This is a genomic window from Empedobacter sp. GD03739 (assembly GCF_029843245.1).
Taxonomy (GTDB): domain Bacteria; phylum Bacteroidota; class Bacteroidia; order Flavobacteriales; family Weeksellaceae; genus Empedobacter; species Empedobacter falsenii_B.
Genome location: NZ_JAOCHX010000003.1, coordinates 113,014 through 135,968, shown reverse-complemented (window position 1 = coordinate 135,968; position 22,955 = coordinate 113,014). Strand labels below are relative to the sequence as shown.

Below are 22,955 nucleotides of genomic sequence, written 5' to 3'. Positions count from 1 at the left end.
GATCATCAACGTTTCTGATTTGAAATCTGAATTAACAATTAAACTTGAAAAAGTATCCGAAGTTGAATTAAAAGAAGCTTTTGTAACGAATTTAAAATCTGAGGATATTTTGAAAAAAGTAATTGAGAATTATGATAAAAACTTTAATACAGAACAGCATTTTTATAAAGTAAACTTTGTACTTGATGCAATAATGGATTCTGTTAATAGAGATATGATTGATGTTGATTTACAGTTCCGTTTCAAAAAAAATAATTTAAAAATACATTCAAATAATGTTGTGAATAGAAGAATTGTTGGAGAAGGAAGGCAATTAACATCATTGTATCATATGAATGAATATTTTAACCATATTTCTTTGTTGGAATTTGTCAAGAAAATGCAAGAAAGAACATCTGAAAATAAATATGACGAAAAAGTTATCATTTCTAAATATGCAGATAAGTACATGTATGAGATAGAATTGAAAAATCCAAAAGTTAATTTTGTTTGTAATTTTCTGATTGATAAAGAATCGTTTGCAATTGTAGAAAGTTTTACGAAAAGAGAAAATGAACATTCTGAGAAATTTGGATATACAATCCATAATAATGAGGTGATGTATAAATACAGACCCTATCAAAATAAATGGATTTTAAAGGAGAGTTTTAGAAATTGGAATTCAACTTTCTTGGAGAAAGATAAAAGTCAACATACAAATGACATGAAAATAAAGCTCGAAGTCAAAGATTTTAGCATACAACCATTTCTTGAATTCAACAAATCGGTGAACGAAAAAATGGATATTCGTAGAAGCTTTAAATAAAAAAAATCCAAGAAAATTATTTCTTGGATTTTATATTTTATTCAGTCTTTGGTTTGCGAACCACAGGTAAAATTTCACCTTTTTCTAAGCAATATTTTTGAACATCTTCCGACGGAATTTGTTTTGTGTAATCTACTTTTTCGACGATAAAACCTACATCTTCCAAACGTCTGTAATAATCTAAACCATAGACACGAACGTGATCGTATTGTCCAAATTTTTCTTTACGTTCTTCTTTTGTTGTAACCGTTGGATCTTCGTACGTTACATCACGTTGATACGAAATCGGAACTTGCAGAATTCCCCAACCTCCTGGTTTCATGACACGAAATAATTCGCTCATCGCTTTGTGATCGTCAGGAATATGTTCCAAAACGTGATTACAAAAAATGATGTCAAATGTATCATCACCAAAAGGTAAATCGCAAATATCTGCTTTTACATCTGCCAAAGGCGATTCGATATCACTTGTGATGTATTCTAAATTCTTCATCGCACGAAAACGCTTGATAAAAGATTGCTCTGGAGCAATATGCAAAACTTTTGCTTTTTCGGTAAAAAAAGACGTTTCATTTTTTAGGTACAACCACATCAAACGATGTCTTTCTAATGAAAAAGTTCCTGGTGAAAGCACATTATCACGCTGTTTTTCGTAACCATAAGGCAACAAACTGTAATAACCTTGTCCATCAATTGGATCTACGAAACGATTTCCTTTCATAAACCAAACTAAAACTGGACGAACGATATAACTACCTTGAATCAACAATGGACGAGGTAGAATATTCATGATTTTTTTTAAAAGCTTTTTCACAAAAGTTTTTTAGGGTTTGAATAAAAATGGTTTTTCTTCGTCAGATACGATTCCTAAAGCATCGTAAATAAACTGATAAGTTGACAATAATTTTGGTTCGCCATCTACCACACAAACATCGTGTTCGAAGTGAGCCGAATATTTATCATCGCGCGTTGTAACCGTCCAGCCATCTGGATGAAAGAAGACTTTTTCAGTTCCCATATTTACCATTGGTTCAATAGCTAACACCATTCCTTCTTCAATTTTTTTACCAGATCCACGACGTCCATAATTAGGAACTTGCGGTTCTTCGTGCATTTTACGACCTAATCCGTGTCCAACTAATTCACGAACGATTCCGTAACCTTCTTTTTCACAATATTGTTGAATTGCAAAACCGATATCACCTACGCGATTACCTTTTTTCATTTGTTCTATTCCTTTGAACATAGATTCTTTTGTAATGCGTAATAATTTTTCAGTTTCAGCATCTACTTCACCAACTGCAAATGTATAAGCGTGATCTCCGTAAAAATCATTCATATAAACACCACAATCTACCGAAACAATATCTCCTTCGTTAAGTGGTTCATCGTTTGGAATTCCATGAACAACTTGTTGATTTGGAGAAATACAAAGGTTTTTAGGGAAATCGTACATTCCTAAAAATGCGGGATACCCACCATTGTCGCGAATAAATTCGCCTCCTAATTTATCTAAATGATTGGTTGTAACACCAGGCATTACTTCTTTGGCTAACATACCCAAGGTTTTTGAAACCAATTGAGCGCTTAGGTACATTAGTTCTAATTCTTCTTTACTTTTTAAATGTATCATAATCCGAAAAATCCTCTTTTCTTTTTCTTCTCAGGAGCTTTTTGTCCGTTTGCGTGAACACTTAATTCAATCTTTTTTGTAATGATTTGATAAACGTCACTCCAACCTGGGAAACCTCCTAAATTTCTATCGTCGATAAAGATATCGGCATTTATTTTTCGACTTTGCGTATTTTTATCAAAATCCTCTCCGTCAAAACTATTGTTGATGGCATAAAACTCAATTCCATTTTTTTTACAGAATTCTACAGCCTCATCTAAGTATTTACCACTACGATAAGTCCATAAAGTAAGGCGATATCCGTCGTTTTGTAATTGTTTCAATGTTTCGAAAGCGAAGATTTTAGCTTTTCCAATTTCTGGATATTTATCATCTACCACAGTTCCATCAAAGTCAACAGCAATAATTTTATTAATCATGTTTGTAAGTATTTAAAGTTATTTAGGTTATTTTTTTTGAACAATAATGTTTCCGGTCATTTCAGTTGGAATTTCAATTCCCATCAAAGTTAAGATAGTTGGTGCAATATCTCCAAGTTTACCATGTTCAACATTCCATTCGATATTTTTCTGAGCCAAAATAAATGGAACAGGATTCGTTGTATGTTGCGTATTCGGTGATCCATCTTCGTTCATCATAAAATCTGAATTTCCGTGATCAGCCAAAATCACCACATTGTAACCATGTTCTAAAGCTGCATTTATAATTTTTTCCGCACAAGAATCTACTACTTCAGCAGCTTTTATTGCCGCAGACATAACACCTGTATGTCCAACCATATCTGTATTAGCGAAGTTAAGACAAATGAAATCCGCTGATTCTTTTTCGATTTCTGGTACAATTGCATTTGTAATATCATATGCTGCCATTTCTGGTTTCAAATCGTAAGTCGCAACATCTCTTGGCGAAGCACATAAAATACGAGATTCACCAACGAAAGGTTCTTCGCGACCACCATTGAAAAAGAAAGTTACGTGTGGATATTTTTCAGTTTCAGCAATACGAATTTGCTTACGACCAACATTCGCAATAACTTCTCCTAACGTATTTACAATATTTTTCTCGTCAAAAATTACCGCAACTCCAGTATATGTAGCATCATATTCTGTGAGAGTGATATATTTTAGATTTAATTTATGCATTCCAAATTCTGGAAAATCATGTTGCGTTAAAACTTCTGTGATTTCACGTCCACGATCAGTTCTAAAATTGAAACAAATCACTACATCATCATTCTCGATTTTAGCTTTTGGCTGATCATTTTCATCCGTTACAATAATCGGTTTGATGAATTCATCTGTCACGCCTTCATTATAAGATGCACGAATTGCTTCTAATGGATTTGTTGTTGTTTCACCAACTGCATTTACCATTGCATCGTATGCTAATTTCACGCGTTCCCAACGTTTATCACGATCCATTGCATAATAACGACCAGTAATCGAAGCGATTTCTCCTGTTGATTTTGTCATGTGGTTCATCAATTCTGTGATAAATCCTTCGCCAGATTTTGGATCTGTATCACGACCATCTGTGAAAGCATGTACAAAAACATTTTGTTGTAAACCTGATTGATTTGCTGCATCTAACAAACCTTTCAAATGATTGATATGTGAGTGTACACCACCATCAGAAACTAAACCGATGAAATGTACTTTTTTGTTATTCTCTAAAGCATATTGAAAAGCATCTTTTAAGATAGGTTCGTTTTGTAACGTTCCGTTTTCAGCCGCCATATTGATTCGAACTAAGTTTTGGAAAACTACGCGTCCAGCACCCAAGTTCATATGTCCAACTTCCGAATTACCCATTTGTCCTTCTGGTAAACCAACGGCTAAACCAAACGTATCCAACGTAGAATGTGGAAATTTCTCGAAACAGCTATCTATAAAAGGTGTATTTGCTTGCGCGATTGCAGAAACAGCAGGGTTTGGTCCAATTCCCCATCCGTCCAAAATCATTAATATTGCTTTATTGTTCATTTTTCTTGTAATAATTAAGCCCAAAGATAAGCATTCCTTGGGCTGAAAGTTTATTTTTTGTATGGTTTAATTTGCGACTTCACTGATGAATTTGATACGCATTAAACGTAATTCTTCTTCATCATAATCGTCACCAAATTCATCTAACAATGATGACATTGAGTCAGAATCTGCGTCCATCAAGAATTCATAAATTTCCTCTTGTTGATCTTCGTCCAAAACTTCGTCAATGTAATAATTGATATTTAATTTTGTTCCTTGATAAACGATACTTTCCATTTCTGAAAGCAAATCGCTCATCGTCATATTTTTTGCTTCCGCAACATCTTCAAGATTTAACTTTCTGTCTGTCGATTGAATGATATAAACTTTGTGACTCGATTTGTCAGCAACTTGTTTAATCACCATATCTTCAGGTCGAATAATGTCGTTGTCTTTAACATATTGCGCAATAAAATCTACAAATTCTTTCCCGAATTTCTGAGCTTTTCCTTCTCCAACACCAAATACATTTGTTAACTCCTTAACTGTTGTTGGATATTGCATTGTCATATCATCTAAACTCGAATCTTGGAAAACTGCAAAAGGTGGAATTTGATGTTTTTTAGAGATTTTTTTACGTAAATCTTTCAATTGTTTCAATAAAACATCATCAAAAGCAATAGGTGCAGAAGATGTTTCTTCTTTTTCAAAGCTACCTTCTGATAATAATTTTTTGAAATCAATATCTTCGGCAATTTCAAAAGAAGTTGGCTTACTAATGAAATCTTTTCCAGATTTGGTAATTTTTAAAATACCATATGATTCGATTTCTTTCTCTAATAAATTACGTACAATTAATTGGCGTAAAATAGATTTCCAATAATAATCTTCTTTTGCTTTTCCAATTCCGAAGAAATCTTCAGAGCTCAAATTATATGATTTTGTAATCGAAGTTTCTTTACCAACGATAACATTTACAACATCATTTAATTTTAATTTTTGATTTGTTTTCTGAACAACCTTCAATGCAATAACGGCATCATCTTTTGCTTCAACCATTTTCTTTGGATTGCGCATATTGTCGTCCATATTTGCACCTTCGCCGTTTTTGTCGTCAAATTCTTCTCCAAAATAATGTAACAAGAATTTACGACGTGACATTGAAGTTTCGGCATACGCCACAACCTCAGAAAGTAATTGCATTCCAACTTCGCGTTCTGCAACAGGTTTACTTGCTAAGAATTTTTCTAATTTTTCAATATCTTTATAATCATAGAAAGCAATACAAACACCTTCACCACCATCGCGACCTGCACGACCAGTTTCTTGGTAATAACTTTCTAACGATTTTGGCATATCGTAATGCATCACAAAACGTACATCTGGCTTGTCAATTCCCATTCCGAAAGCAATTGTAGCGACAACGACACTTGCATCTTCCATCAAAAACATATCTTGATGTTTGCTACGTGTTTTGGCATCTAAACCTGCATGGTAAGGAATAGCGTTGATTCCGTTTACTTGTAAAAGTTGCGTTATTTCTTCAACTTTTTTACGACTCAAGCAATAAATGACACCAGATTTACCATCGTTTTGTTTGATAAATTTGATGATTTGTTTGTCTTGATCAACCTTTGGGCGGATTTCGTAAAATAAATTTGTACGATTAAAAGAATCTTTAAAAACTTTGGCGCTTTGCATTCCCAAAGTTTTCTGAATATCTTCTTGTACTTTTGGTGTTGCTGTTGCTGTTAAAGCAATAATTGGCGCATCACCAATTTTGTTGATAATCGCTTTTAGATTACGATATTCTGGTCGAAAATCGTGTCCCCATTCAGAAATACAATGCGCTTCATCAATCGCAAAAAAAGAAATTTTCACCGATTTAAAAAAATCGATGTATTCTTCTTTTGTCAAAGATTCGGGTGCAACGTACAACATTTTAGTTACTCCATCTTTAATATCAGTCATAACTGTTTTTGTTTCTGACTTGTTCAAAGATGAGTTTAATACATGAGCAATTCCATCATTTTCAGAAATTCCACGTATAGTGTCTACTTGATTCTTCATCAGCGCGATTAAAGGGGATACAATAATCGCAACTCCATCTGACATTAATGCCGGTAGTTGATAACATAAAGACTTACCTCCGCCAGTTGGCATCAAAACAAATACATCTTCTTTATTTAATAAGCTTGTAATGATTTCGTGCTGCTGTCCTTTAAATTGGTCGAAACCAAAATATTTTTTTAGGTAAGATGTTAAGTTTTTCGAAGTGGCTTCCATCTACACAAAAGACTAAAATTAATATTATAAATTAAATAGTTCCTATATTTGATAACTCTTAAATATACGCATAAATTTTATATGTTTTATATATAATTGAGTGTAAATAAAAAAGGAGAGTAAAAGTACGAAAAATTTTAAAAATAGACAATAGAAATTTTATTGTGGGAAATTCAGAATTAATACAAATAGCGCAAGGTGTTTTTCGAGAAGAAATTCAAGCGCTGGAAGCAATAGCTTCTCGTATTAGCGAGTCTTTTGTTGATGCGGTAAATGCAATATATAACACGAAAGGAAAGTTGGTAGTTGTTGGAGTTGGAAAGAGTGCACATATTGCAAATAAAATTGTAGCAACCTTAAATTCTACCGGAACTCCAAGTCAATTTTTACATGCGACGGAAGCTATTCATGGCGATTTGGGTCTTGTACGACCAGAAGATGTGGTGATTTGTATTTCGAAAAGTGGAAATACGCCAGAGATTACATATTTGGCTCCGATTCTTAAACAATATGCATCAGTTTTGATTGGTTTAACATCAAATTTGAAATCAGAATTAGCAAAAAATTCAGACATTGTTTTGGATGTTAATATTGATAAAGAAGCTTGTCCCGTAAATTTGGCACCAACAACTTCTACAACGGCTCAATTGGTAATGGGTGATGCATTGGCGGTAGCTTTGATGAAATTGAGAGCGTTTACACAAAACGATTTTGCAAAATATCATCCAGGTGGAGCTTTAGGAAAACGATTATTGTGGACAGTAGAAAATATTGTTGATCCAGAAAGAAAACCTTTTGTGTATCCAGATTCTTCGATTACAGAAGTCATTAATTCATTAACATCAGGTCGTCATGGAATTACAGTTGTGATTGATAATGATAAAATTGTTGGTGTGATAACAGATGGAGATTTGCGCCGAATGTTATTAAATAATGAAACTTTTGCACATTTAACTGCGAAAGATATTGCTTCAATGAATCCGAAAACAATCAAAAAAGCTGAAAAAGCAAGAGAAGCTTTAGCGATTCTTCGTCACAACAGTATTGGACAATTGGTGGTGGTTGATGAAGAAAATCATTATTATGGAATTTTGGATATTCACTCAATTTTAAACGAAGGAATCGAATAAGCGTATGGCAGATAATACAAAATCGAGTATGTCATTTTTGGCTCATATTGGTGAGTTGAGAGGACATTTGGTTCGTTCTATTTTATCAATTGTGATTACATCTATTGCAGTCGCTATTTATTGGGACGAATTGGTGGAACATGTGATTATGGCTCCATTAAAATCAACTTTTCCAACGTTTGATATTTTTAATCAATTTGGTGAATTAACAGGTTTCGGAAAAATTTATACCGAATCATTTGATATTTCGAAAGAATTGACCAATCTTAATCCATCAGGACAGATCACTTCACAATTTTTTGCAGTAATTGTGTGTGGTGTAATTATCGCAATTCCTTATATTATTTTTGAAATTTGGCGATTTGTAAAACCAGCATTAAAAGAAGCTGAACGAAAATATGCAGGATTTACCATTTTCGCTGTTTCGTTTTTCTTTGTAACAGGAGTCTTATTTAGTTACTATATGTTGCTACCATTGTGTACACAATTTTTATTCACTTACGATCCTTTTGGTGTAGGAAATACATGGACGTTGCCAAGTTATATCGATTTATTTGTTCAATTATTATTATCGATGGGAGTTATGTTTTTGATGCCTGTTTTCGTTTACTTCTTAACGAGTATTGGAATCTTAACACCAAAATTTTTGAAAGAATACCGTAAACACGCATTTATTGTTGTATTAGTGATTGCAGCTGCAATTACACCAAACGATGTGTACAGTATGATTTTAGTTACAATTCCTCTTTGGTTATTGTACGAACTAAGTGTATTGGTTTCAAATTCAGTTTATAAAAAACAATTGAAAGCGAAAAGTAACGACTTAGTAAAGAATTAACAATGTTATGCTTGCATAATAAAATAAATTAGTTATTTTTACATAAAAGAAAAAGTAAACACAAAATTATGAAGATATTAGTTTGTATTAGTAGTGTACCAGATACTACAGCAAAAATCAACTTCACAGCTGACGGAAAATCATTTGATAAAAATGGTGTTCAGTTCGTTATTAACCCGCACGACGAATTTAGTTTAAATAAAGCAGTAGAGTTACAAGAAAAACAAGGAGCTACTGTTACAATTTTAACTGTTGGAGATGCAACTGTAGATCCAGTTATGCGTAAAGCTTTAGCGATTGGTGCGAATGATGGAATTCGTATTGATGCTGATGCTCGCGATGATTTCTTTGTTGCTACACAAATCGCAAAAGCTGCTAAAGATGGAGGTTTCGATTTAGTATTGACAGGAAAAGAATCAATTGATTATAATGGTGGTTCTGTACCAGGATTAGTTGCTGCAATGTTAGATTATGGTTTTGTAAACGGATGTATCGGTCTTGATGTAGAAGGTTCTTCTGCAAAAGCTGTTCGCGAAATTGACGGAGGAAAAGAAACTGTAGAAGTTACTTTACCAGCTGTTATCGCAGGACAAAAAGGATTGGTTGACGAGGCTGCATTAAGAATTCCTAATATGCGTGGAATTATGCAAGCGCGTACAAAACAAATCGCAGTTGTTGCACCAGAAGCGACAGAAACTAAAGTTGAAGTTGTTGGTTATGTAAAACCTGCTGAAAGAGGTAATGTAACATTAATCGACAAAGACAATGTAGCAGAATTGGTAAGATTATTACACGAAGAAGCTAAAGTAATCTAATTATTCACCTAAAAAGAAATTAAAAAATGGCAATTTTTGTATACGCAGAGTCACACGACGGAAAATATAAAAAAGCAGGATTAGAAGCAGTTTCTTACGCAAAAGCTACAGCTGATGTTGCTGGAGATACTGTTACAGCAATCGTTTTTGGAAATGCTACTGCTGACGAATTATATAAATATGGAGCATCTAAAGTAGTTAAAGTTGATAATGCAGCTTTAGCAAAATTTGATGCAAATTCTTACGCAAAAGCTTTGGCTGAAGTTGCTCAAGGAGATGTTGTGGTTTTACCATCAACAAACGAAGGAGCGACTATAGCACCAGTTTTAGCATACAAAACAGGAGCATCTTTAGTAACAAATGTAGAAAAATCTCCAACAGTAGTTTCTCCATTCACAGTTGCACGTAAAGCATTCTCTGGAAAAGGAGTAGAAACTGTTGCAGTTTCAGGAAAAGTTGTAGTTACAGTTCTACAAAACGCATTCGGAGCAAAAGAAAATGCAGTTTCAGGTTCAGAAGAATCAGCTTCAGTATCAGTTTCTGATGCAGATGCAAAAGTAAAAGTTGTTTCAACAGAAATGGCTTCTTCTGATAAAATTGATTTAAAAGAAGCTGATATTGTAGTTTCTGCAGGTCGTGGAATGAAAGGTCCAGAAAACTGGGGAATGATCGAAGATTTAGCGAAAGTTTTAGGAGCAGCTACGGCATCTTCTAAACCAGTTGCTGATATTGGTTGGAGACCTCATGCTGAGCACGTAGGACAAACAGGAAAAGCAATTGCACCAAATTTATATATCGCAGTTGGTATTTCAGGAGCTATTCAGCATTTAGCTGGAGTTAACGGATCTAAAACAATTGTTGTCATCAACAATGATCCAGAAGCGCCTTTCTTCAAAGCAGCAGATTACGGAATCGTAGGAGATGCTTTTGAGATTGTTCCTAAATTAACTGAAGAGTTAAAAAAATATAAAGGTCAAGCTTAATCATTTTAAGCTTATAAATTCAATCCGAATCATTTAGGTGGTTCGGATTTTTTTTATTCATTAAAAAAAGATTAAATATTCATCAGTTTTTCATAGATTTACGCCCAAATGGACAATTTAATTAGATTAAATATTAAAGGAATATCTTACAGTCAAACTCAGACTGGCGCATATGCGTTGATTCTAGAGGAAAATGTAGGAGGAAGAAAGTTGCCAATTATTATTGGGAGCTTTGAGGCACAATCAATCGCATTAGCTTTAGAGAAAGATATTAATCCACCTCGTCCATTAACACACGATTTGTTTATTTCATTAGGAAAAGAATTTCAATTGAATGTTGATTCTATTTATATTTATAAATTAGAAGATGGCGTTTTCTATTCGAATATTATTTTTGTGAATAATGATGGACAACGTGCCGAAATTGATTCGAGAACTTCTGATGCAATTGCATTGGCTGTTCGTTTCAATGCACCTATCTATGCCTATGATAATGTTGTAGAAAAAGCTGGAATTCATTTGGACGTTATTGAAGAAGAAGAAAATATACGTCGCGCAGCAAATAACTTTGAAGATGATTTGGATATCTTGGCTGGTTTGGAAAATGATTTGTCTGATATCAACGAATATGAAGGTTGGACAAAATCTGAACTTGAAACTGAGATGGAAAAAGCTGTGAAGAATGAAGATTATGAATTGGCAGCTCGCCTTCGTGATCAAATCGATAACATGGGAAACTAATAACTATTTCAAATAATTATGTCTGTAAAGCTTAGACTTACAATCATGAGTTTCCTTGAGTTTGCGGTATGGGGAGCATACCTAACCTCTATGGGAAATTACTTAGGATCAGTTGGCTTAGGTCCAAAAATTGGTCTTTTTTACGCGATGCAAGGTATTGTGTCGATTTTTATGCCCGCAATAATGGGTATTGTAGCGGATAGATGGATTCCTGTACAACGTTTGTTGGGATTGAATCATTTATTAGCTGCGATTTTTATGTTTGCAGCAGGTTATTACGGAATGACAGCTGGAAACGATGTAGATTTTACAACAATCTTCGCACTTTATTCGGTTAGTGTGGCGTTCTTTATGCCAACAATCGCCCTTTCTAACTCAACAGCCTACACAATTTTAAAACAAAATAATTTAGACACAATCAAATCCTTTCCTCCAATCAGAACGTTTGGAACAGTTGGTTTTATTGTAGCGATGTTATTTGTTAATTTCTCTGGATTTAAAGATGGTGTTTTTGGATTTAACTTTTCAAGTGATCCAACATTCGTAAGTTTTCAATCCAATTATTATCAGTTCTTTGTATCTGGATTTTTAGGAGTTATATTGTTTTTATACAGTTTCTTATTACCTAATTGCCCAGTTAACAAAAGTTCTGAAAAACAATCTATTTCTGATGCATTTGGTTTAAAAGCTTTTGCATTATTTAAAGATAGAAAAATGGCAATTTTCTTTATCTTTTCAATGCTTTTAGGCGTTTCTTTGCAAATTACAAATGGATATGCAAATCCATTTATCACAACGTTTAAGGATATTCCAGATTATGCCAATACGTGGGGAGCAAGTAATGCAAATGCTTTAATTTCGTTGTCTCAAGTTTCTGAAACATTGTGTATTTTATTAATTCCTTTCGTGCTAAAACGATTCGGAATCAAAATCGTGATGTTGATGGCAATGGTAGGTTGGGTCTTACGTTTCGGATTATTTGGATTAGGAGATCCAGGATCTGGTGTTTGGATGTTTATCTTATCAATGATTGTTTACGGAATCGCTTTCGATTTTTTCAATGTATCAGGTTCGTTGTATGTAGACAAAGAAACAAACGAAGAAATTCGTTCTTCTGCACAAGGAGTTTTTATGATGATGACCAATGGTTTTGGAGCAACAATCGGAATGTTAATTGCACAATACATCGTGAATCATTTAGTGTATAGTCAAACTGATTTGACATTGCAGCTAGAAGGATGGAGACATTCTTGGTTTATTTTCGCAGGCTACGCATTAGTTGTTACGGTATTGTTCGCAATTGTGTTCAAATACAAACACAATCCAGACGAAGTACAAGATGTAAAACATTAAGGTGTAAAAAATATAAAAGCAAGAATCAAAATTCTTGCTTTTTTTATGCACGAAAGTTTCTAATCTATTCTTTTATACGTCACAAACGAGTAAGCATATGGATGTTTTTCATCTTTTTTGAAATCTTCTCGTTCTACTTCTTCCCATTCGTCCAAGTCTATTTCTGGGAAATAAGTGTCTCCATCAAATTCGTGATGAACTTCTGTGATGTACAAAACATCTGTAAATTCCATCGCTTGTTTATAAATATTTCCACCACCAAGAATGTAAATATCATCGTCAATTTTTTTTGCAGCTTCTATTGCTTTTGCTAAAGATGAAGCAATTTCGATACCTTCTGCATTCCAATTCTGATCTCTTGTCACAACAATATTGGTACGATTTGGTAAAGGTCTACCTAATGATTCGAATGTCTTTCGTCCCATAATAATAGGATGTCCAGAAGTTATACTTTTGAAATGTTTCAAATCATTTGGTAAATGCCAAATCAAATCGTTTTTTGCACCAATTACGTTGTTGCTTGCTTTTGCTACTACAATGTTTATCATAAGTTATAAGGTAAAAAAAGCTATCCTTTTTGGGGATAGCCTAACAAATATAATAATTTTAGCGAATTATTTCATTTTATTTATTGCATCTTGTAATTGCTCCACTTGTTTTGCAATAGTTGCAGATTTAATTGTTTTTGCAGCATTCGTTTTCACTTGCAACGCTTTTTCAGCCATCATTTTCACCGCTTGTCCAGCTTGTGGATTTTGCTCTTTCAAGTATGGATAATAGCGCGAATATGTTTTCGCAATTTCAGCTGTTGCATCTGGTGTATCATTGTTCATAATCCAATTGAAAGCTTGTTCAGCAATTTTTCCTTTTTCTGGATCTTGGAATTTTACGAATTCATACATCGCAGCAGATTCAGAAATTAAAGCAGCTTTATCCAATTGATTATTTTTAATCCAAGTCGGAACTAATGCCATTGCTAAATCTGGTGAACCTTTAATCACTTCATTGTCAAGATTAGTTGTTAAATCATTAATTTTTGAAGGATTATTTTTTAAGATTCCTGTTAATGAAGCTCCTTGAACACTAAACGATGGACTTTTTGAAGCTTTCTCGAAAATTGTTGCATCATAAATATTGGCATCATTCAAAGCACTTAAAGCTGCCGCTTGAACCAATGTTTTAGGATCGTTAGAAGCTAATTGTTTTAATTTTGATGAAGCTTTATCTACAATCGTTTTTGATTTTGTATCTAATTTATGAATTGCATAAATTCTTAATCCATCAAATGAATCATCTAACGCATTAACCAATGCATCAGCCGCTTTTGGATTAGTTGCTTGCGCATTTGCCATTGCTTCAATCGCTAATAAACGTGTCGTGTAATTTCCTTTTCCAGCTTTGTATTGCGCAATAAAATCTTCAACAGGTTTTTTATCGTCGATATCTGCTAATAAAACTTGATCCGCATTTGGAATAACGACATCAGGTTTTTGGTTTGCTGCAAATTCGAAAACAGTTTCGGCTTGTTTTGGAACCCAAACTTGTTGACGCGTTGTTTTTCCATTTTCGACAATATCAATCGCAAAAGGAAATTCAAATAATTTTGAAGCATCTTGACGAACAACAACTTTTATTTTTTTATTTGCTGAAGAATAATCTGAAACAACTGTTAATTTTGGATGACCATTTTCGTAATACCATTGATTGAAAAACCAATTTAAGTCACGACCAGAAACTTCTTCCAAAGCCAATCGTAATTGAGCAGATTCAGCTTTTCCGTATTCATTATCTTTCAAATATTTGTTCAAACCTTTGAAGAAAGCATCATCTCCTAAGAAGTTTCTCAACATATGTAAGATAATTCCACCTTTGTTGTACGAAACACCATCAAACATGTCTTCGCGAGAATTGTAATGAACTCGAACCAAATTTTTCGTTGGTCCATCGCCTTGTTTATAACCAAACATTTCGTTGTAACGATGCTCATCCGCTTTCTCTTTTCCGTATTTATATTCAAACCATAAATATTCAGAATAATTAGCAAACGATTCATTCACTGTTAAATTTCCCCAACTTTCAGCCGTAACTAAATCTCCAAACCAATGGTGAAATAATTCGTGCGCAATAACATATTCAGCAGTGTTTTCATCGACTAATTGACCAGCTTTTTGCTGAACACCATCATGAAATAAAGAAGCTGTTGTATTTTCCATAGCTCCAGAAACATATTCGCGAGCCGTCATTTGTGCATATTTATCCCAAGGATAAGGATAGTTTAATCTATCAGAAAAGAACTGAATCATTTCTGGTGTATTACCAAAAATTTGCTTCGCAACGTCTTTATATTCTGGTTCTACGTAATAATCAACATTGATATTTTTCCATTTATCATTGATAACTGCATAATCTCCAATTCCGAAAAAGAATAAATATGGAGCATGTTTTTTATCGAATTTCCAATAATCAGTTTTTGTTCCATCCGAATTTTTCTTCGAAGATTTCATCGTTCCATTTGATAATGAAACATATTTATCAGGATATGTTAACGTGATTTCTTGTGAAGTTTTTTGATTCGTTTTATCAATTGTCGGGAACCAACAAGAAGAAGATTCAGTTTCGCCTTGTGTCCAAATTTGAGTTGGATAATTTGGTCGTTCACCTTTTGCATTGATAAAATAAACACCTTTTGCATCGTTTATGGCCGCACTTCCTTCTTGTTTTACTTCGTTTGGACGCGCTGTATACTTGATGTAAAGTGTATATTCTTGATCTTTTTTGTATTCTTTATCCAAATCGATGACTAATTGTAAATCATCGTATTTATAATTTAATTTTTTTTTTGTAGCACCATTTACCAAAGCGACTTCGCTAATCAACATTGCTTTTGCGTCTAATGTAACTTTGTTTGTAGCATAGAAATGTGGTTTCAATGTTACCCAAGCTTCACCTAAAACGTGCTCTTTTGCATAATCAAATTTAAGATCCAATTTGGTATGAACAAGATTATTAATTCGTTCTGCTTCTGCACGATAAATATCTAATTTGTTCGTTTGGTTTTCGTTATAACTCGGCGGTGGCGTCATTACTTGCGCATAAGTAAGACTTGATATAATAAAGGCTGATGAAAGCCAAAGGATTCGTTTTTTCATCGTAAAAATTTATTTCTATTGGTTGATAATTTTCTCGAAAAGTTACAAAAAAAGCCTCCAATTTGGAGACTTTAAGTGTTTTTTTATGATTAAACTGCTACAATTCCTTTGATGTGAGGATGAGCTTGATAATTTTCTAATTCGAAATCTTCGTATGTAAAATCAAAAATATCCTTTACATTCGGATTGATTTTCATTGTTGGAAGAGGAAAAGGTTCGCGTGTTAATTGTAGTTCAACTTGTTCAAAATGATTTTTGTAAATATGTGCATCTCCAAAAGTATGCACAAAATCGCCGACTTCTAAATCACAAACTTGTGCAACCATCATTTGTAATAACGCATATGACGCAATATTGAATGGAACACCTAAGAAAATATCTGCACTACGTTGATACAATTGCAACGATAATTTTCCATCATTCACATAAAACTGAAAAAATGCATGACATGGAGCTAAAGCCATTTGATCTAATTCTCCAACATTCCAAGCAGAAACTATAATTCTACGTGAATCAGGATTATTTTTTATTTGATCAATCGCAACTTTAATTTGGTCAACAACTTCTCCATTTGGTTTCCCCCATGAACGCCATTGATGACCATAAATAGGACCTAAATCACCATTTTCGTCAGCCCATTCGTTCCATATTCTTACACCATTATCTGTTAAATATTTGATATTCGTATCACCTTTCAAAAACCACAACAATTCGTAGATAATCGATTTTAAATGTAATTTTTTAGTCGTCACCAAAGGGAAACCTTTCGACAAATCGAAACGCATTTGGTAACCAAAAATACTTTTAGTTCCTGTTCCCGTTCTGTCTTCTTTAAAAGCGCCTTCTGCTAAAACCTTTTTACATAAATCGTGATATTGTTGCATTTTGAGTATATTTAACCTTTCAAATTTAGTGATTTTTTTTAGAATGAAAATTAGTTTAATTTTTACAATTTTAGTGCTTTTTATGTTTTTTGCTTCGTATAGCAAATCAGATTTTGGACGAAAAATTGCGCAACATTTTTATTTCCAAACTTTATTTAATGTTGTTTTGGTGGTTGTTTTTGTGTCAAAAATTGTTCATATCAAACTAAATTTAATCTCAATGATTTCGCTAATTGTTATTGGTTGCATGTTGTATATGAGCTTTCCAAATTATTTACAACAATTGAAGAGAAGGGCAGGGAAATAATTATTTTGATTTAATTACAACAGTTTTAGCGATAATGTCTTCAAATGTTAGCTTCTTTTTATTAGATGAAATTTGAAATGCATTTAAAATATAAAAAACTAAAACACCTATTATAACTATAAAATTATCTTCAAAAAGATATAAGAAAGGTAAATATATAATACCAAATAAACTTCTTTTGAATGAGTTAATAAAAGATGGTTTACATGTTTCTTCGATTTCTATAACTTTAATACCTACAAGCATTTTTCCAATTGATCCACTAAAAAAATAATTAGTAAGAATCATGTAGATTAAGAATAGTAGAGTGATGTAAAAATTGTTGTGAATAAACCAATCTGAAATTAAGTCGAAACTATATTCCTGATAGGTTTCTTTAGTTTCTAATATGCTATTTATATTATTATTCATAGAAAGTTGCATAACCTTAGGTTTTTGTAACAATGAAAAAATAAATGAAATTATAAAATTGATTACTATAAAAATTGCAAAGTCTATAAATCTTGCAATTATTCTTCGATAAAAAGTATCATATTTATTTTCAGTATTATTCATTAAATTTATTTTTAAACGAAAATAAGCTTTTTTTACAATCAACTTCAATCATTTCCATAAAAACTCTATCTTTGCACTTATGAAAAACGAAGCGGGAATTTTTGGTTTAAGACCAGTAATAGAAGCGATTGAAGCAGGGAAAACAATCGACAAAATTTTTATTCAAAAAGGTTTACAAGGAGAAATTTTTTCAGAATTGAGAAAATTAATCACTGAATATGAAATTCCTGTAAGTTATGTACCTGTAGAAAAACTAAATCGTTTTACAGGAAAAAATCACCAAGGAGTCTATGCATTTATTTCGCCAATCGAATTTGATTCAATCGAAAATGTATTACCTCAAATTTGGGAGCAAGGAAAAACGCCTTTTATCTTGATTTTAGATCGTGTTTCTGATGTTCGTAATTTTGGTGCAATCGCTCGTACAGCGGAATGTGTTGGTGTTGATGCAATTATTATTCCAGCAAAAGGTTCGGCTTCTGTAAATGCAGATGCGATCAAAACTTCGACAGGAGCGTTGTACAATATTCCGGTTTGTAAAGAAGGAAATTTAGTGAATGTTATTAAATATTTACAATCGGCTGGAATCTCAATTTTTAGTGCTTCTGAAAAATCAGCAGATTTTATTTATGATGCAGATTTCTCTGTTCCTGCAGCTATTGTGATGGGAAGTGAGGAAGATGGTGTTTCGGATTCTATTATTAAAATTTCGGATAAAATTATTAAATTGCCTATGGCTGGACAAACTGCTTCATTGAATGTTTCGGTTGCGGCTGGAGCGATTTTGTACGAAGCTGTTCGCCAAAGAATGTTACAAGATTTATTTTAAAAACATATAACGATGACCTATTCTACTTTTATTGGATTTTTGTTGATTGCGATTAGTATTGCAATGTATTATTTTACGAATTTGGATATTTCGAGATTATTTTCGGATAAAGAATTTTTGGTAGGAATTACTGGAGGTGCTGGTATCGGATTTATTTTGGGAGGATTTTTAGGCTGGCTTTATAAATACAAAGCGGTGAATAAAGCAAATGCAGAGATTGCAAACGAAGAAAAACGTAAAGTTGCAGAACAAAAAGCACAAGAAGCTGCTGCAAAAGAGCAAGCAAAATTGGATGCACAACAAGAAAAAGATGAATCAGGTTTATTGTAAAATATAAATTAGATAAAATAAAAAAACGGTCGAAAATTAATTTTCGACCGTTTTTTTATATTGTATTTCTTGGTAATAAAAACAAGGAACTAAAATCAATAAAAACATAGGCTGAATGAGAAATCTTCTCACATAAAAGAAAATCATTTCGCCTGATGAAAATTGTGTCGAAATCAAATAATTATAGATTGGTAAAAGAACGATTAATCCAATAATCATGATAATGATAGAGAATTTAACGTAAATTTTTTTCCAGAAAATAAACCAAATAATTAATACAGTTAATAATGTATTGATAAGATAACGAACTGTCAAACTAGCGCTCAATTTTGGTAAATCAATTTCTGGGAATTTTGAATGACCAACAAAATGAAAGTATTTTATGAAAGGATCATAAAATAAAACATCTTCAAATTTTCGGACTAATATCAATCCAAAAACAAGTAAAACTGCAATTGCGTAACGTAAATATTTATTTGGCATTTCGCTTATTGTATTTTGTTACAAAAAACTTAATCCAAACAATCCAAAGAATTACGATTGAACCATAAATAATTGCTGGAAACAAATAATCGTGCGCCATTTTACCATATTCTGCGTGGTATCTAAAAATATAATTTAGCAACATAATTCTCGAAATATTCATCACAAAAAGAATTGCTAAACCAGACAAAATAAACAAAAAAGTTTGTTTGAAATTCGTGTAAAAAGCAACGATAAACGAAACGAAAATGATCAGAATAGAAATCGCATTACAACCTTCATTTACAATAGATGCAACTTGTCCATCTACAACCAAACGCATCCAAGGGTGATTTTCGGCAATATTAGAAAATGAGAAAAAACCACATTTGTTCAAGCCAAAAGCTGTTATATCTGATGTTAATTTTGTAAACGGATCAGGGTTATTGTGCGGTAAATATTGATCTAAATATAATTTATAAGCTAAACTTAAAATAATGTAAGTTCCTAAAAAACGTGCAAGGAATAACAATAAGGGTTTAAATTCTTTCATTTGATTAAAAAATCTTGTACAAAGATAAATGAAAAACGTCAACTTTTGATTAAGTTATGATTAATCAATAAATTTGCTTTTTTAGAAGTAACAAAATGCAAGATTTACATAAACGCGTGGATGTCATAATTGATAGCGCAATTTCTACGGAAGACAGACTACAAAAGATTTGTCAATTGTTGAGTGATGAAGTTGAATACTACAATTGGGTGGGATTTTATTTCAAGAATGGAGATAAAAACGAGCTAAAACTTGGTCCTTATGTTGGAGCGGCAACCGATCATACAATAATTCCTTATGGTAAAGGAATTTGTGGACAAGTAGCAGAATCTAACGAAACTTTTGTTGTGCCAGACGTTTATGCACAAGATAATTATTTGGCTTGTTCAATCGAAACGAAAGCTGAAATTGTTGTTCCAATTTTCAAAAATGGAGAAAATATTGGTCAAATTGATATCGATTCGCACAAAATTAATCCGTTTACAGAAGACGATACAAAGTTGTTAGATTACGTTTGTCAGCGAGTTTCAGAAATTATTTAAGCAATGATTGATTTAATTTTAAAATATTTTCCTGATTTAACGGAGAAACAAATCGAGCAATTTTCGAAAGTTGGTGATTTGTACAAAGAATGGAACGATCAAATCAATGTTGTTTCTCGAAAAGATATTGACGAAATTTATACGAATCATATTTTACATTCGTTAGCGATTGCAAAAGTGATGGAGTTTGCAGATGGTTCTTCTGTTCTTGATGTAGGAACTGGCGGAGGTTTACCAGGAATTCCGTTGGCAATTTTGTTTCCGAATGTTCAGTTTCATTTGGTTGATTCTATAGGAAAAAAAATAAAGGTTGTAAAAGGTGTGGCTGATGGTTTAGGTTTGACGAATGTAAAAGCTGAACAAAAGCGTGCCGAAGAGTTAACAGATAAATACGATTTTGTGGTTTCCCGTGCGGTAACAGCAATGCCAAGATTTGCGGAATGGATTCGTGGAAAATTCAAAAAAGAAGCAATTAATCCTTTTCCAAATGGTTTGTTGTACCTAAAAGGAGGCGATTTGACAGAAGAATTAGCAGGTTTTCCGAATGCAGTTTTATTTGATATTCAAAACTTTTTTGACGAAGATTTTTTCGAAACGAAAAAAGTCGTTTATTTAGAAAAGAAAGATATTTAATTTATAGAAATTATATACTTGAAAACCGAAGTCAATTCGATTTCGGTTTTTTATTTTAACAATTATTGAATTAATCCAAAAAATGAATCTTTAAAACGTTATTTTATCCAATACTTTAAGTTCTTTTTAAGAGGTTTTCTCGTCAAAATTGACTATATTTGTTTGTTTTAAAAAGTTAGAGACATATTATGAGTAATAACACATATACGGCGGATAATATCCAAGCGTTAGAAGGAATGGAGCACGTACGTCTTCGTCCATCGATGTACATTGGAGACGTCGGAGTTAGAGGATTACACCATTTAGTTTACGAGGTTGTTGATAACTCTATTGATGAAGCTTTAGCAGGATACTGTGATACAATCAAGGTAACAATTTTAGAAGGAAACTCGATTCGTGTCGAAGATAACGGACGTGGTATTCCTGTCGACTTACATAAAAAAGAAGGAAAATCTGCATTAGAAGTTGTAATGACGAAAATTGGTGCAGGTGGTAAGTTTGATAAAGATACGTACAAAGTTTCTGGAGGTTTGCACGGTGTTGGAGTTTCGTGTGTTAATGCACTTTCTAACCATTTATCGGCAGAAGTTTTCAAGAACGGAAAACAATATATTCAGGAATATTCGAAAGGGAAACCTTTGTACGATGTAAAAGAAGTTGGAACGACTGATAAAAGTGGTACAACAGTAACTTTTACGCCAGATGATACAATTTTCCAAGAAGTACAAACATATAACTATTCTACTTTAGCAAATCGTTTGCGTGAGTTAGCTTTCTTGAACAAAGGAATCAATATTGTATTGGTTGATGAACGCGAAAAAGATGCTGAAGGAAATCCTGTTACAGAAACTTTTCATTCTGAAGAAGGATTAAAAGAATTTGTTGAGTTTATTGATGGTAGCCGCGAATCTATCATGGACAAAGTAATCTTTATGGAAGGAGAACGTGATGGAATTCCAGTTGAGGTTGCAATGCGATACAATACATCGTATAACGAAAATGTACATTCGTATGTAAATAATATCAATACACATGAAGGTGGAACACATTTATCTGGTTTCCGTCGTGCGTTGACACGTACATTGAAAAAATATGCAGAAGAAAACTTTAATCTTGCAAAAGAAAAAGTTGAAATCGTTGGTGATGATTTCCGTGAAGGATTAACAGCGGTAATTTCGGTAAAAGTAATGGAGCCTCAATTTGAAGGACAAACGAAAACGAAATTAGGAAACTCTGAAGTTTCTCCTGCGGTTGATAAAATCGTAGCAGAAATGTTAACGAATTTCTTAGAAGAAAATCCAACAGAAGCAAAACAAATTGTTGATAAAGTAATTTTAGCAGCAAAAGCTCGTCAGGCAGCGAAGAAAGCTCGTGAAATGGTACAACGCAAAAACCCAATGGGAGGAAGTGGATTGCCAGGAAAATTAGCGGATTGTTCTTCTCGTAAACCAGAAGAGTCTGAGTTATTCTTAGTCGAGGGAGATTCTGCCGGAGGAACGGCAAAACAAGGTCGTGATCGTCATTTTCAAGCAATTTTACCATTACGTGGTAAAATCTTAAATGTTGAAAAAGCGATGGCGCACAAAGTTTTGGATAACGAAGAGATTAAAAATATATATACAGCTTTAGGTGTAACAATTGGAACTGAAGAAGATTCGAAAGCACTTAATATCTCAAAATTACGTTACCACAAGGTTGTAATTATGACCGATGCTGATGTCGACGGTTCTCACATCGCGACATTAATTTTGACATTCTTCTTCCGTTACATGAAAGAATTGATTGAGCAAGGACATATTTATATTGCAACGCCACCTTTATATTTAATTAAAAAAGGAGCGAAAGCAGAATATGCTTGGGACGAAAAAGATCGTGAGCGTTTAACTGCCGAATTCTCTACAGATGGTTCTGGTAAAGGAGTTACAATTCAACGATACAAAGGTCTTGGGGAAATGAACGCAGAGCAATTATGGGATACAACACTTAATCCAGAGCACAGAACGTTGCGTAAAGTAACAATTGATAATGCGACAGAAGCAGATCGCGTGTTCTCTATGTTGATGGGTGATGATGTACCGCCTCGTCGTGAGTTTATCGAGAAAAATGCACACTATGCAAAAATTGATGTTTAAGAGTTTATTCTAATTAAGATAAAAAAAATCC

Annotated in this window: 24 protein-coding genes; 13 read left to right on the top strand and 11 right to left on the bottom strand. The window is 33.1% G+C overall.

Features of this window, described 5'->3' with window-relative positions; translation table 11 throughout:
* The coding region (locus N5E64_RS02275; protein ID WP_280035509.1) for a hypothetical protein at positions 1 to 805 on the top strand (805 nt) is incomplete at its 5' end.
* Positions 806 to 842: 37 nt separating this feature from the next.
* Here N5E64_RS02275 and N5E64_RS02270 read toward each other — a convergent pair.
* The 5 genes from N5E64_RS02270 to recQ form a co-directional block, all read right to left on the bottom strand.
* Positions 843 to 1,595: a class I SAM-dependent methyltransferase gene (locus N5E64_RS02270; RefSeq protein WP_280035507.1), complete on the bottom strand. Its 753-nt coding sequence runs from the start codon at positions 1,593 to 1,595 to the stop codon at positions 843 to 845.
* Positions 1,596 to 1,628: 33 nt separating this feature from the next.
* On the bottom strand, positions 1,629 to 2,438 hold the full coding sequence (gene map / locus N5E64_RS02265) for a type I methionyl aminopeptidase (protein WP_125349798.1): 810 nt from the start codon (positions 2,436 to 2,438) through the stop codon (positions 1,629 to 1,631).
* Entirely contained in the window at positions 2,435 to 2,857 is a 423-nt protein-coding gene (locus N5E64_RS02260; protein WP_115001885.1) for a BT0820 family HAD-type phosphatase, read from the bottom strand. Before N5E64_RS02260 ends, map begins: the two co-directional genes overlap by 4 nt.
* Positions 2,858 to 2,884: 27 nt before the next feature.
* Entirely contained in the window at positions 2,885 to 4,420 is a 1,536-nt protein-coding gene (gene gpmI / locus N5E64_RS02255) for a 2,3-bisphosphoglycerate-independent phosphoglycerate mutase (RefSeq protein WP_180905212.1), read from the bottom strand.
* Between the two features lie 66 nt (positions 4,421 to 4,486).
* A complete protein-coding gene (gene recQ / locus N5E64_RS02250) occupies positions 4,487 to 6,688 on the bottom strand; it encodes a DNA helicase RecQ (protein ID WP_280035500.1) in 2,202 nt (733 codons plus the stop codon).
* A 164-nt stretch (positions 6,689 to 6,852) separates the two neighbouring features.
* On the opposite strand from recQ, the gene N5E64_RS02245 reads away from it, so the two are divergent.
* The 6 genes from N5E64_RS02245 to N5E64_RS02220 all read left to right on the top strand — a co-directional run bounded on the left by N5E64_RS02245 (position 6,853) and on the right by N5E64_RS02220 (position 12,548).
* The gene (locus N5E64_RS02245) at positions 6,853 to 7,818 is read left to right on the top strand and encodes a KpsF/GutQ family sugar-phosphate isomerase (protein WP_280035499.1); all 966 of its coding nucleotides are present in this window, start codon (positions 6,853 to 6,855) and stop codon (positions 7,816 to 7,818) included.
* Positions 7,819 to 7,822: 4 nt separating this feature from the next.
* Positions 7,823 to 8,656, top strand: coding sequence for a twin-arginine translocase subunit TatC (gene tatC / locus N5E64_RS02240; RefSeq protein ID WP_115001876.1), 834 nt, complete (start codon positions 7,823 to 7,825; stop codon positions 8,654 to 8,656).
* A 68-nt stretch (positions 8,657 to 8,724) separates the two neighbouring features.
* Positions 8,725 to 9,471: an electron transfer flavoprotein subunit beta/FixA family protein gene (locus N5E64_RS02235; protein ID WP_115001874.1), complete on the top strand. Its 747-nt coding sequence runs from the start codon at positions 8,725 to 8,727 to the stop codon at positions 9,469 to 9,471.
* A 26-nt stretch (positions 9,472 to 9,497) separates the two neighbouring features.
* Positions 9,498 to 10,454: an electron transfer flavoprotein subunit alpha/FixB family protein gene (locus tag N5E64_RS02230; RefSeq protein ID WP_280035497.1), complete on the top strand. Its 957-nt coding sequence runs from the start codon at positions 9,498 to 9,500 to the stop codon at positions 10,452 to 10,454.
* 108 nt (positions 10,455 to 10,562) lie between these two features.
* Positions 10,563 to 11,195 carry a bifunctional nuclease family protein gene (locus tag N5E64_RS02225; protein WP_115001870.1) on the top strand — a complete coding sequence of 211 codons (633 nt, stop codon included), beginning with the start codon at positions 10,563 to 10,565 and terminating at the stop codon, positions 11,193 to 11,195.
* A gap of 18 nt (positions 11,196 to 11,213) precedes the next feature.
* Positions 11,214 to 12,548: an MFS transporter gene (locus tag N5E64_RS02220; RefSeq protein WP_180905208.1), complete on the top strand. Its 1,335-nt coding sequence runs from the start codon at positions 11,214 to 11,216 to the stop codon at positions 12,546 to 12,548.
* A 59-nt stretch (positions 12,549 to 12,607) separates the two neighbouring features.
* Here the strand turns inward: N5E64_RS02220 and N5E64_RS02215 are convergent, their stop codons facing one another.
* From N5E64_RS02215 to N5E64_RS02205, 3 genes are all read right to left on the bottom strand, one after another.
* Positions 12,608 to 13,096 carry a dihydrofolate reductase gene (locus tag N5E64_RS02215; protein WP_280035494.1) on the bottom strand — a complete coding sequence of 163 codons (489 nt, stop codon included), beginning with the start codon at positions 13,094 to 13,096 and terminating at the stop codon, positions 12,608 to 12,610.
* Between the two features lie 66 nt (positions 13,097 to 13,162).
* Positions 13,163 to 15,697, bottom strand: coding sequence for a M1 family metallopeptidase (locus tag N5E64_RS02210; protein ID WP_280035492.1), 2,535 nt, complete (start codon positions 15,695 to 15,697; stop codon positions 13,163 to 13,165).
* Between the two features lie 89 nt (positions 15,698 to 15,786).
* Positions 15,787 to 16,581 (bottom strand): thymidylate synthase, encoded by a 795-nt coding sequence (locus N5E64_RS02205; protein WP_180905207.1) that lies wholly within the window; start codon positions 16,579 to 16,581, stop codon positions 15,787 to 15,789.
* Between the two features lie 43 nt (positions 16,582 to 16,624).
* Here N5E64_RS02205 and N5E64_RS02200 point away from each other — a divergent pair, with 43 nt between their 5' ends.
* On the top strand, positions 16,625 to 16,888 hold the full coding sequence (locus tag N5E64_RS02200) for a hypothetical protein (protein WP_280035489.1): 264 nt from the start codon (positions 16,625 to 16,627) through the stop codon (positions 16,886 to 16,888).
* Here the strand turns inward: N5E64_RS02200 and N5E64_RS02195 are convergent, their stop codons facing one another.
* Positions 16,889 to 17,443, bottom strand: a complete 555-nt coding sequence (locus N5E64_RS02195; RefSeq protein WP_280035487.1) for an RDD family protein — start codon at positions 17,441 to 17,443, stop codon at positions 16,889 to 16,891.
* Positions 17,444 to 17,522: 79 nt separating this feature from the next.
* On the opposite strand from N5E64_RS02195, the gene rlmB reads away from it, so the two are divergent.
* Together rlmB and N5E64_RS02185 are read left to right on the top strand one after the other, a co-directional pair.
* Positions 17,523 to 18,272, top strand: coding sequence for a 23S rRNA (guanosine(2251)-2'-O)-methyltransferase RlmB (gene rlmB, locus N5E64_RS02190; RefSeq protein WP_280035485.1), 750 nt, complete (start codon positions 17,523 to 17,525; stop codon positions 18,270 to 18,272).
* 12 nt (positions 18,273 to 18,284) lie between these two features.
* Entirely contained in the window at positions 18,285 to 18,602 is a 318-nt protein-coding gene (locus N5E64_RS02185; protein WP_038332637.1) for a hypothetical protein, read from the top strand.
* 36 nt (positions 18,603 to 18,638) lie between these two features.
* On the opposite strand, the gene N5E64_RS02180 is transcribed toward N5E64_RS02185, so the two are convergent.
* Both N5E64_RS02180 and xrtF read right to left on the bottom strand, forming a co-directional pair.
* Positions 18,639 to 19,085, bottom strand: a complete 447-nt coding sequence (locus tag N5E64_RS02180; RefSeq protein WP_038332639.1) for an exosortase F system-associated membrane protein — start codon at positions 19,083 to 19,085, stop codon at positions 18,639 to 18,641.
* Entirely contained in the window at positions 19,075 to 19,617 is a 543-nt protein-coding gene (gene xrtF / locus N5E64_RS02175; RefSeq protein ID WP_038332642.1) for an exosortase family protein XrtF, read from the bottom strand. Before xrtF ends, N5E64_RS02180 begins: the two co-directional genes overlap by 11 nt.
* A gap of 95 nt (positions 19,618 to 19,712) precedes the next feature.
* Here xrtF and N5E64_RS02170 point away from each other — a divergent pair, with 95 nt between their 5' ends.
* From N5E64_RS02170 to gyrB, 3 genes are all read left to right on the top strand, one after another.
* A complete protein-coding gene (locus N5E64_RS02170) occupies positions 19,713 to 20,159 on the top strand; it encodes a GAF domain-containing protein (RefSeq protein ID WP_038332644.1) in 447 nt (148 codons plus the stop codon).
* A gap of 6 nt (positions 20,160 to 20,165) precedes the next feature.
* Positions 20,166 to 20,792, top strand: a complete 627-nt coding sequence (gene rsmG / locus N5E64_RS02165) for a 16S rRNA (guanine(527)-N(7))-methyltransferase RsmG (RefSeq protein WP_125349806.1) — start codon at positions 20,166 to 20,168, stop codon at positions 20,790 to 20,792.
* 188 nt (positions 20,793 to 20,980) lie between these two features.
* Positions 20,981 to 22,924, top strand: coding sequence for a DNA topoisomerase (ATP-hydrolyzing) subunit B (gene gyrB, locus N5E64_RS02160; RefSeq protein ID WP_038332647.1), 1,944 nt, complete (start codon positions 20,981 to 20,983; stop codon positions 22,922 to 22,924).
* Positions 22,925 to 22,955: the final 31 nt, after the last annotated feature.

Excerpts from the sequence above, each read along its gene's own strand:
- gpmI (WP_180905212.1), bottom strand. The coding sequence starts at position 4,420 with ATGAACAATAAAGCAATATTAATGATTTTGGACGGATGGGGAATTGGA.
- N5E64_RS02225 (WP_115001870.1), top strand. The coding sequence starts at position 10,563 with ATGGACAATTTAATTAGATTAAATATTAAAGGAATATCTTACAGTCAA.
- tatC (WP_115001876.1), top strand. The coding sequence starts at position 7,823 with ATGGCAGATAATACAAAATCGAGTATGTCATTTTTGGCTCATATTGGT.
- N5E64_RS02260 (WP_115001885.1), bottom strand. The coding sequence starts at position 2,857 with ATGATTAATAAAATTATTGCTGTTGACTTTGATGGAACTGTGGTAGAT.
- xrtF (WP_038332642.1), bottom strand. The coding sequence starts at position 19,617 with ATGAAAGAATTTAAACCCTTATTGTTATTCCTTGCACGTTTTTTAGGA.
- N5E64_RS02200 (WP_280035489.1), top strand. The coding sequence starts at position 16,625 with ATGAAAATTAGTTTAATTTTTACAATTTTAGTGCTTTTTATGTTTTTT.
- N5E64_RS02185 (WP_038332637.1), top strand. The coding sequence starts at position 18,285 with ATGACCTATTCTACTTTTATTGGATTTTTGTTGATTGCGATTAGTATT.
- map (WP_125349798.1), bottom strand. The coding sequence starts at position 2,438 with ATGATACATTTAAAAAGTAAAGAAGAATTAGAACTAATGTACCTAAGC.
- N5E64_RS02195 (WP_280035487.1), bottom strand. The coding sequence starts at position 17,443 with ATGAATAATACTGAAAATAAATATGATACTTTTTATCGAAGAATAATT.
- N5E64_RS02215 (WP_280035494.1), bottom strand. The coding sequence starts at position 13,096 with ATGATAAACATTGTAGTAGCAAAAGCAAGCAACAACGTAATTGGTGCA.
- gyrB (WP_038332647.1), top strand. The coding sequence starts at position 20,981 with ATGAGTAATAACACATATACGGCGGATAATATCCAAGCGTTAGAAGGA.
- N5E64_RS02210 (WP_280035492.1), bottom strand. The coding sequence starts at position 15,697 with ATGAAAAAACGAATCCTTTGGCTTTCATCAGCCTTTATTATATCAAGT.
- N5E64_RS02270 (WP_280035507.1), bottom strand. The coding sequence starts at position 1,595 with ATGAATATTCTACCTCGTCCATTGTTGATTCAAGGTAGTTATATCGTT.
- N5E64_RS02180 (WP_038332639.1), bottom strand. The coding sequence starts at position 19,085 with ATGCCAAATAAATATTTACGTTACGCAATTGCAGTTTTACTTGTTTTT.
- recQ (WP_280035500.1), bottom strand. The coding sequence starts at position 6,688 with ATGGAAGCCACTTCGAAAAACTTAACATCTTACCTAAAAAAATATTTT.
- N5E64_RS02235 (WP_115001874.1), top strand. The coding sequence starts at position 8,725 with ATGAAGATATTAGTTTGTATTAGTAGTGTACCAGATACTACAGCAAAA.
- N5E64_RS02170 (WP_038332644.1), top strand. The coding sequence starts at position 19,713 with ATGCAAGATTTACATAAACGCGTGGATGTCATAATTGATAGCGCAATT.
- N5E64_RS02205 (WP_180905207.1), bottom strand. The coding sequence starts at position 16,581 with ATGCAACAATATCACGATTTATGTAAAAAGGTTTTAGCAGAAGGCGCT.
- rlmB (WP_280035485.1), top strand. The coding sequence starts at position 17,523 with ATGAAAAACGAAGCGGGAATTTTTGGTTTAAGACCAGTAATAGAAGCG.
- N5E64_RS02230 (WP_280035497.1), top strand. The coding sequence starts at position 9,498 with ATGGCAATTTTTGTATACGCAGAGTCACACGACGGAAAATATAAAAAA.
- N5E64_RS02220 (WP_180905208.1), top strand. The coding sequence starts at position 11,214 with ATGTCTGTAAAGCTTAGACTTACAATCATGAGTTTCCTTGAGTTTGCG.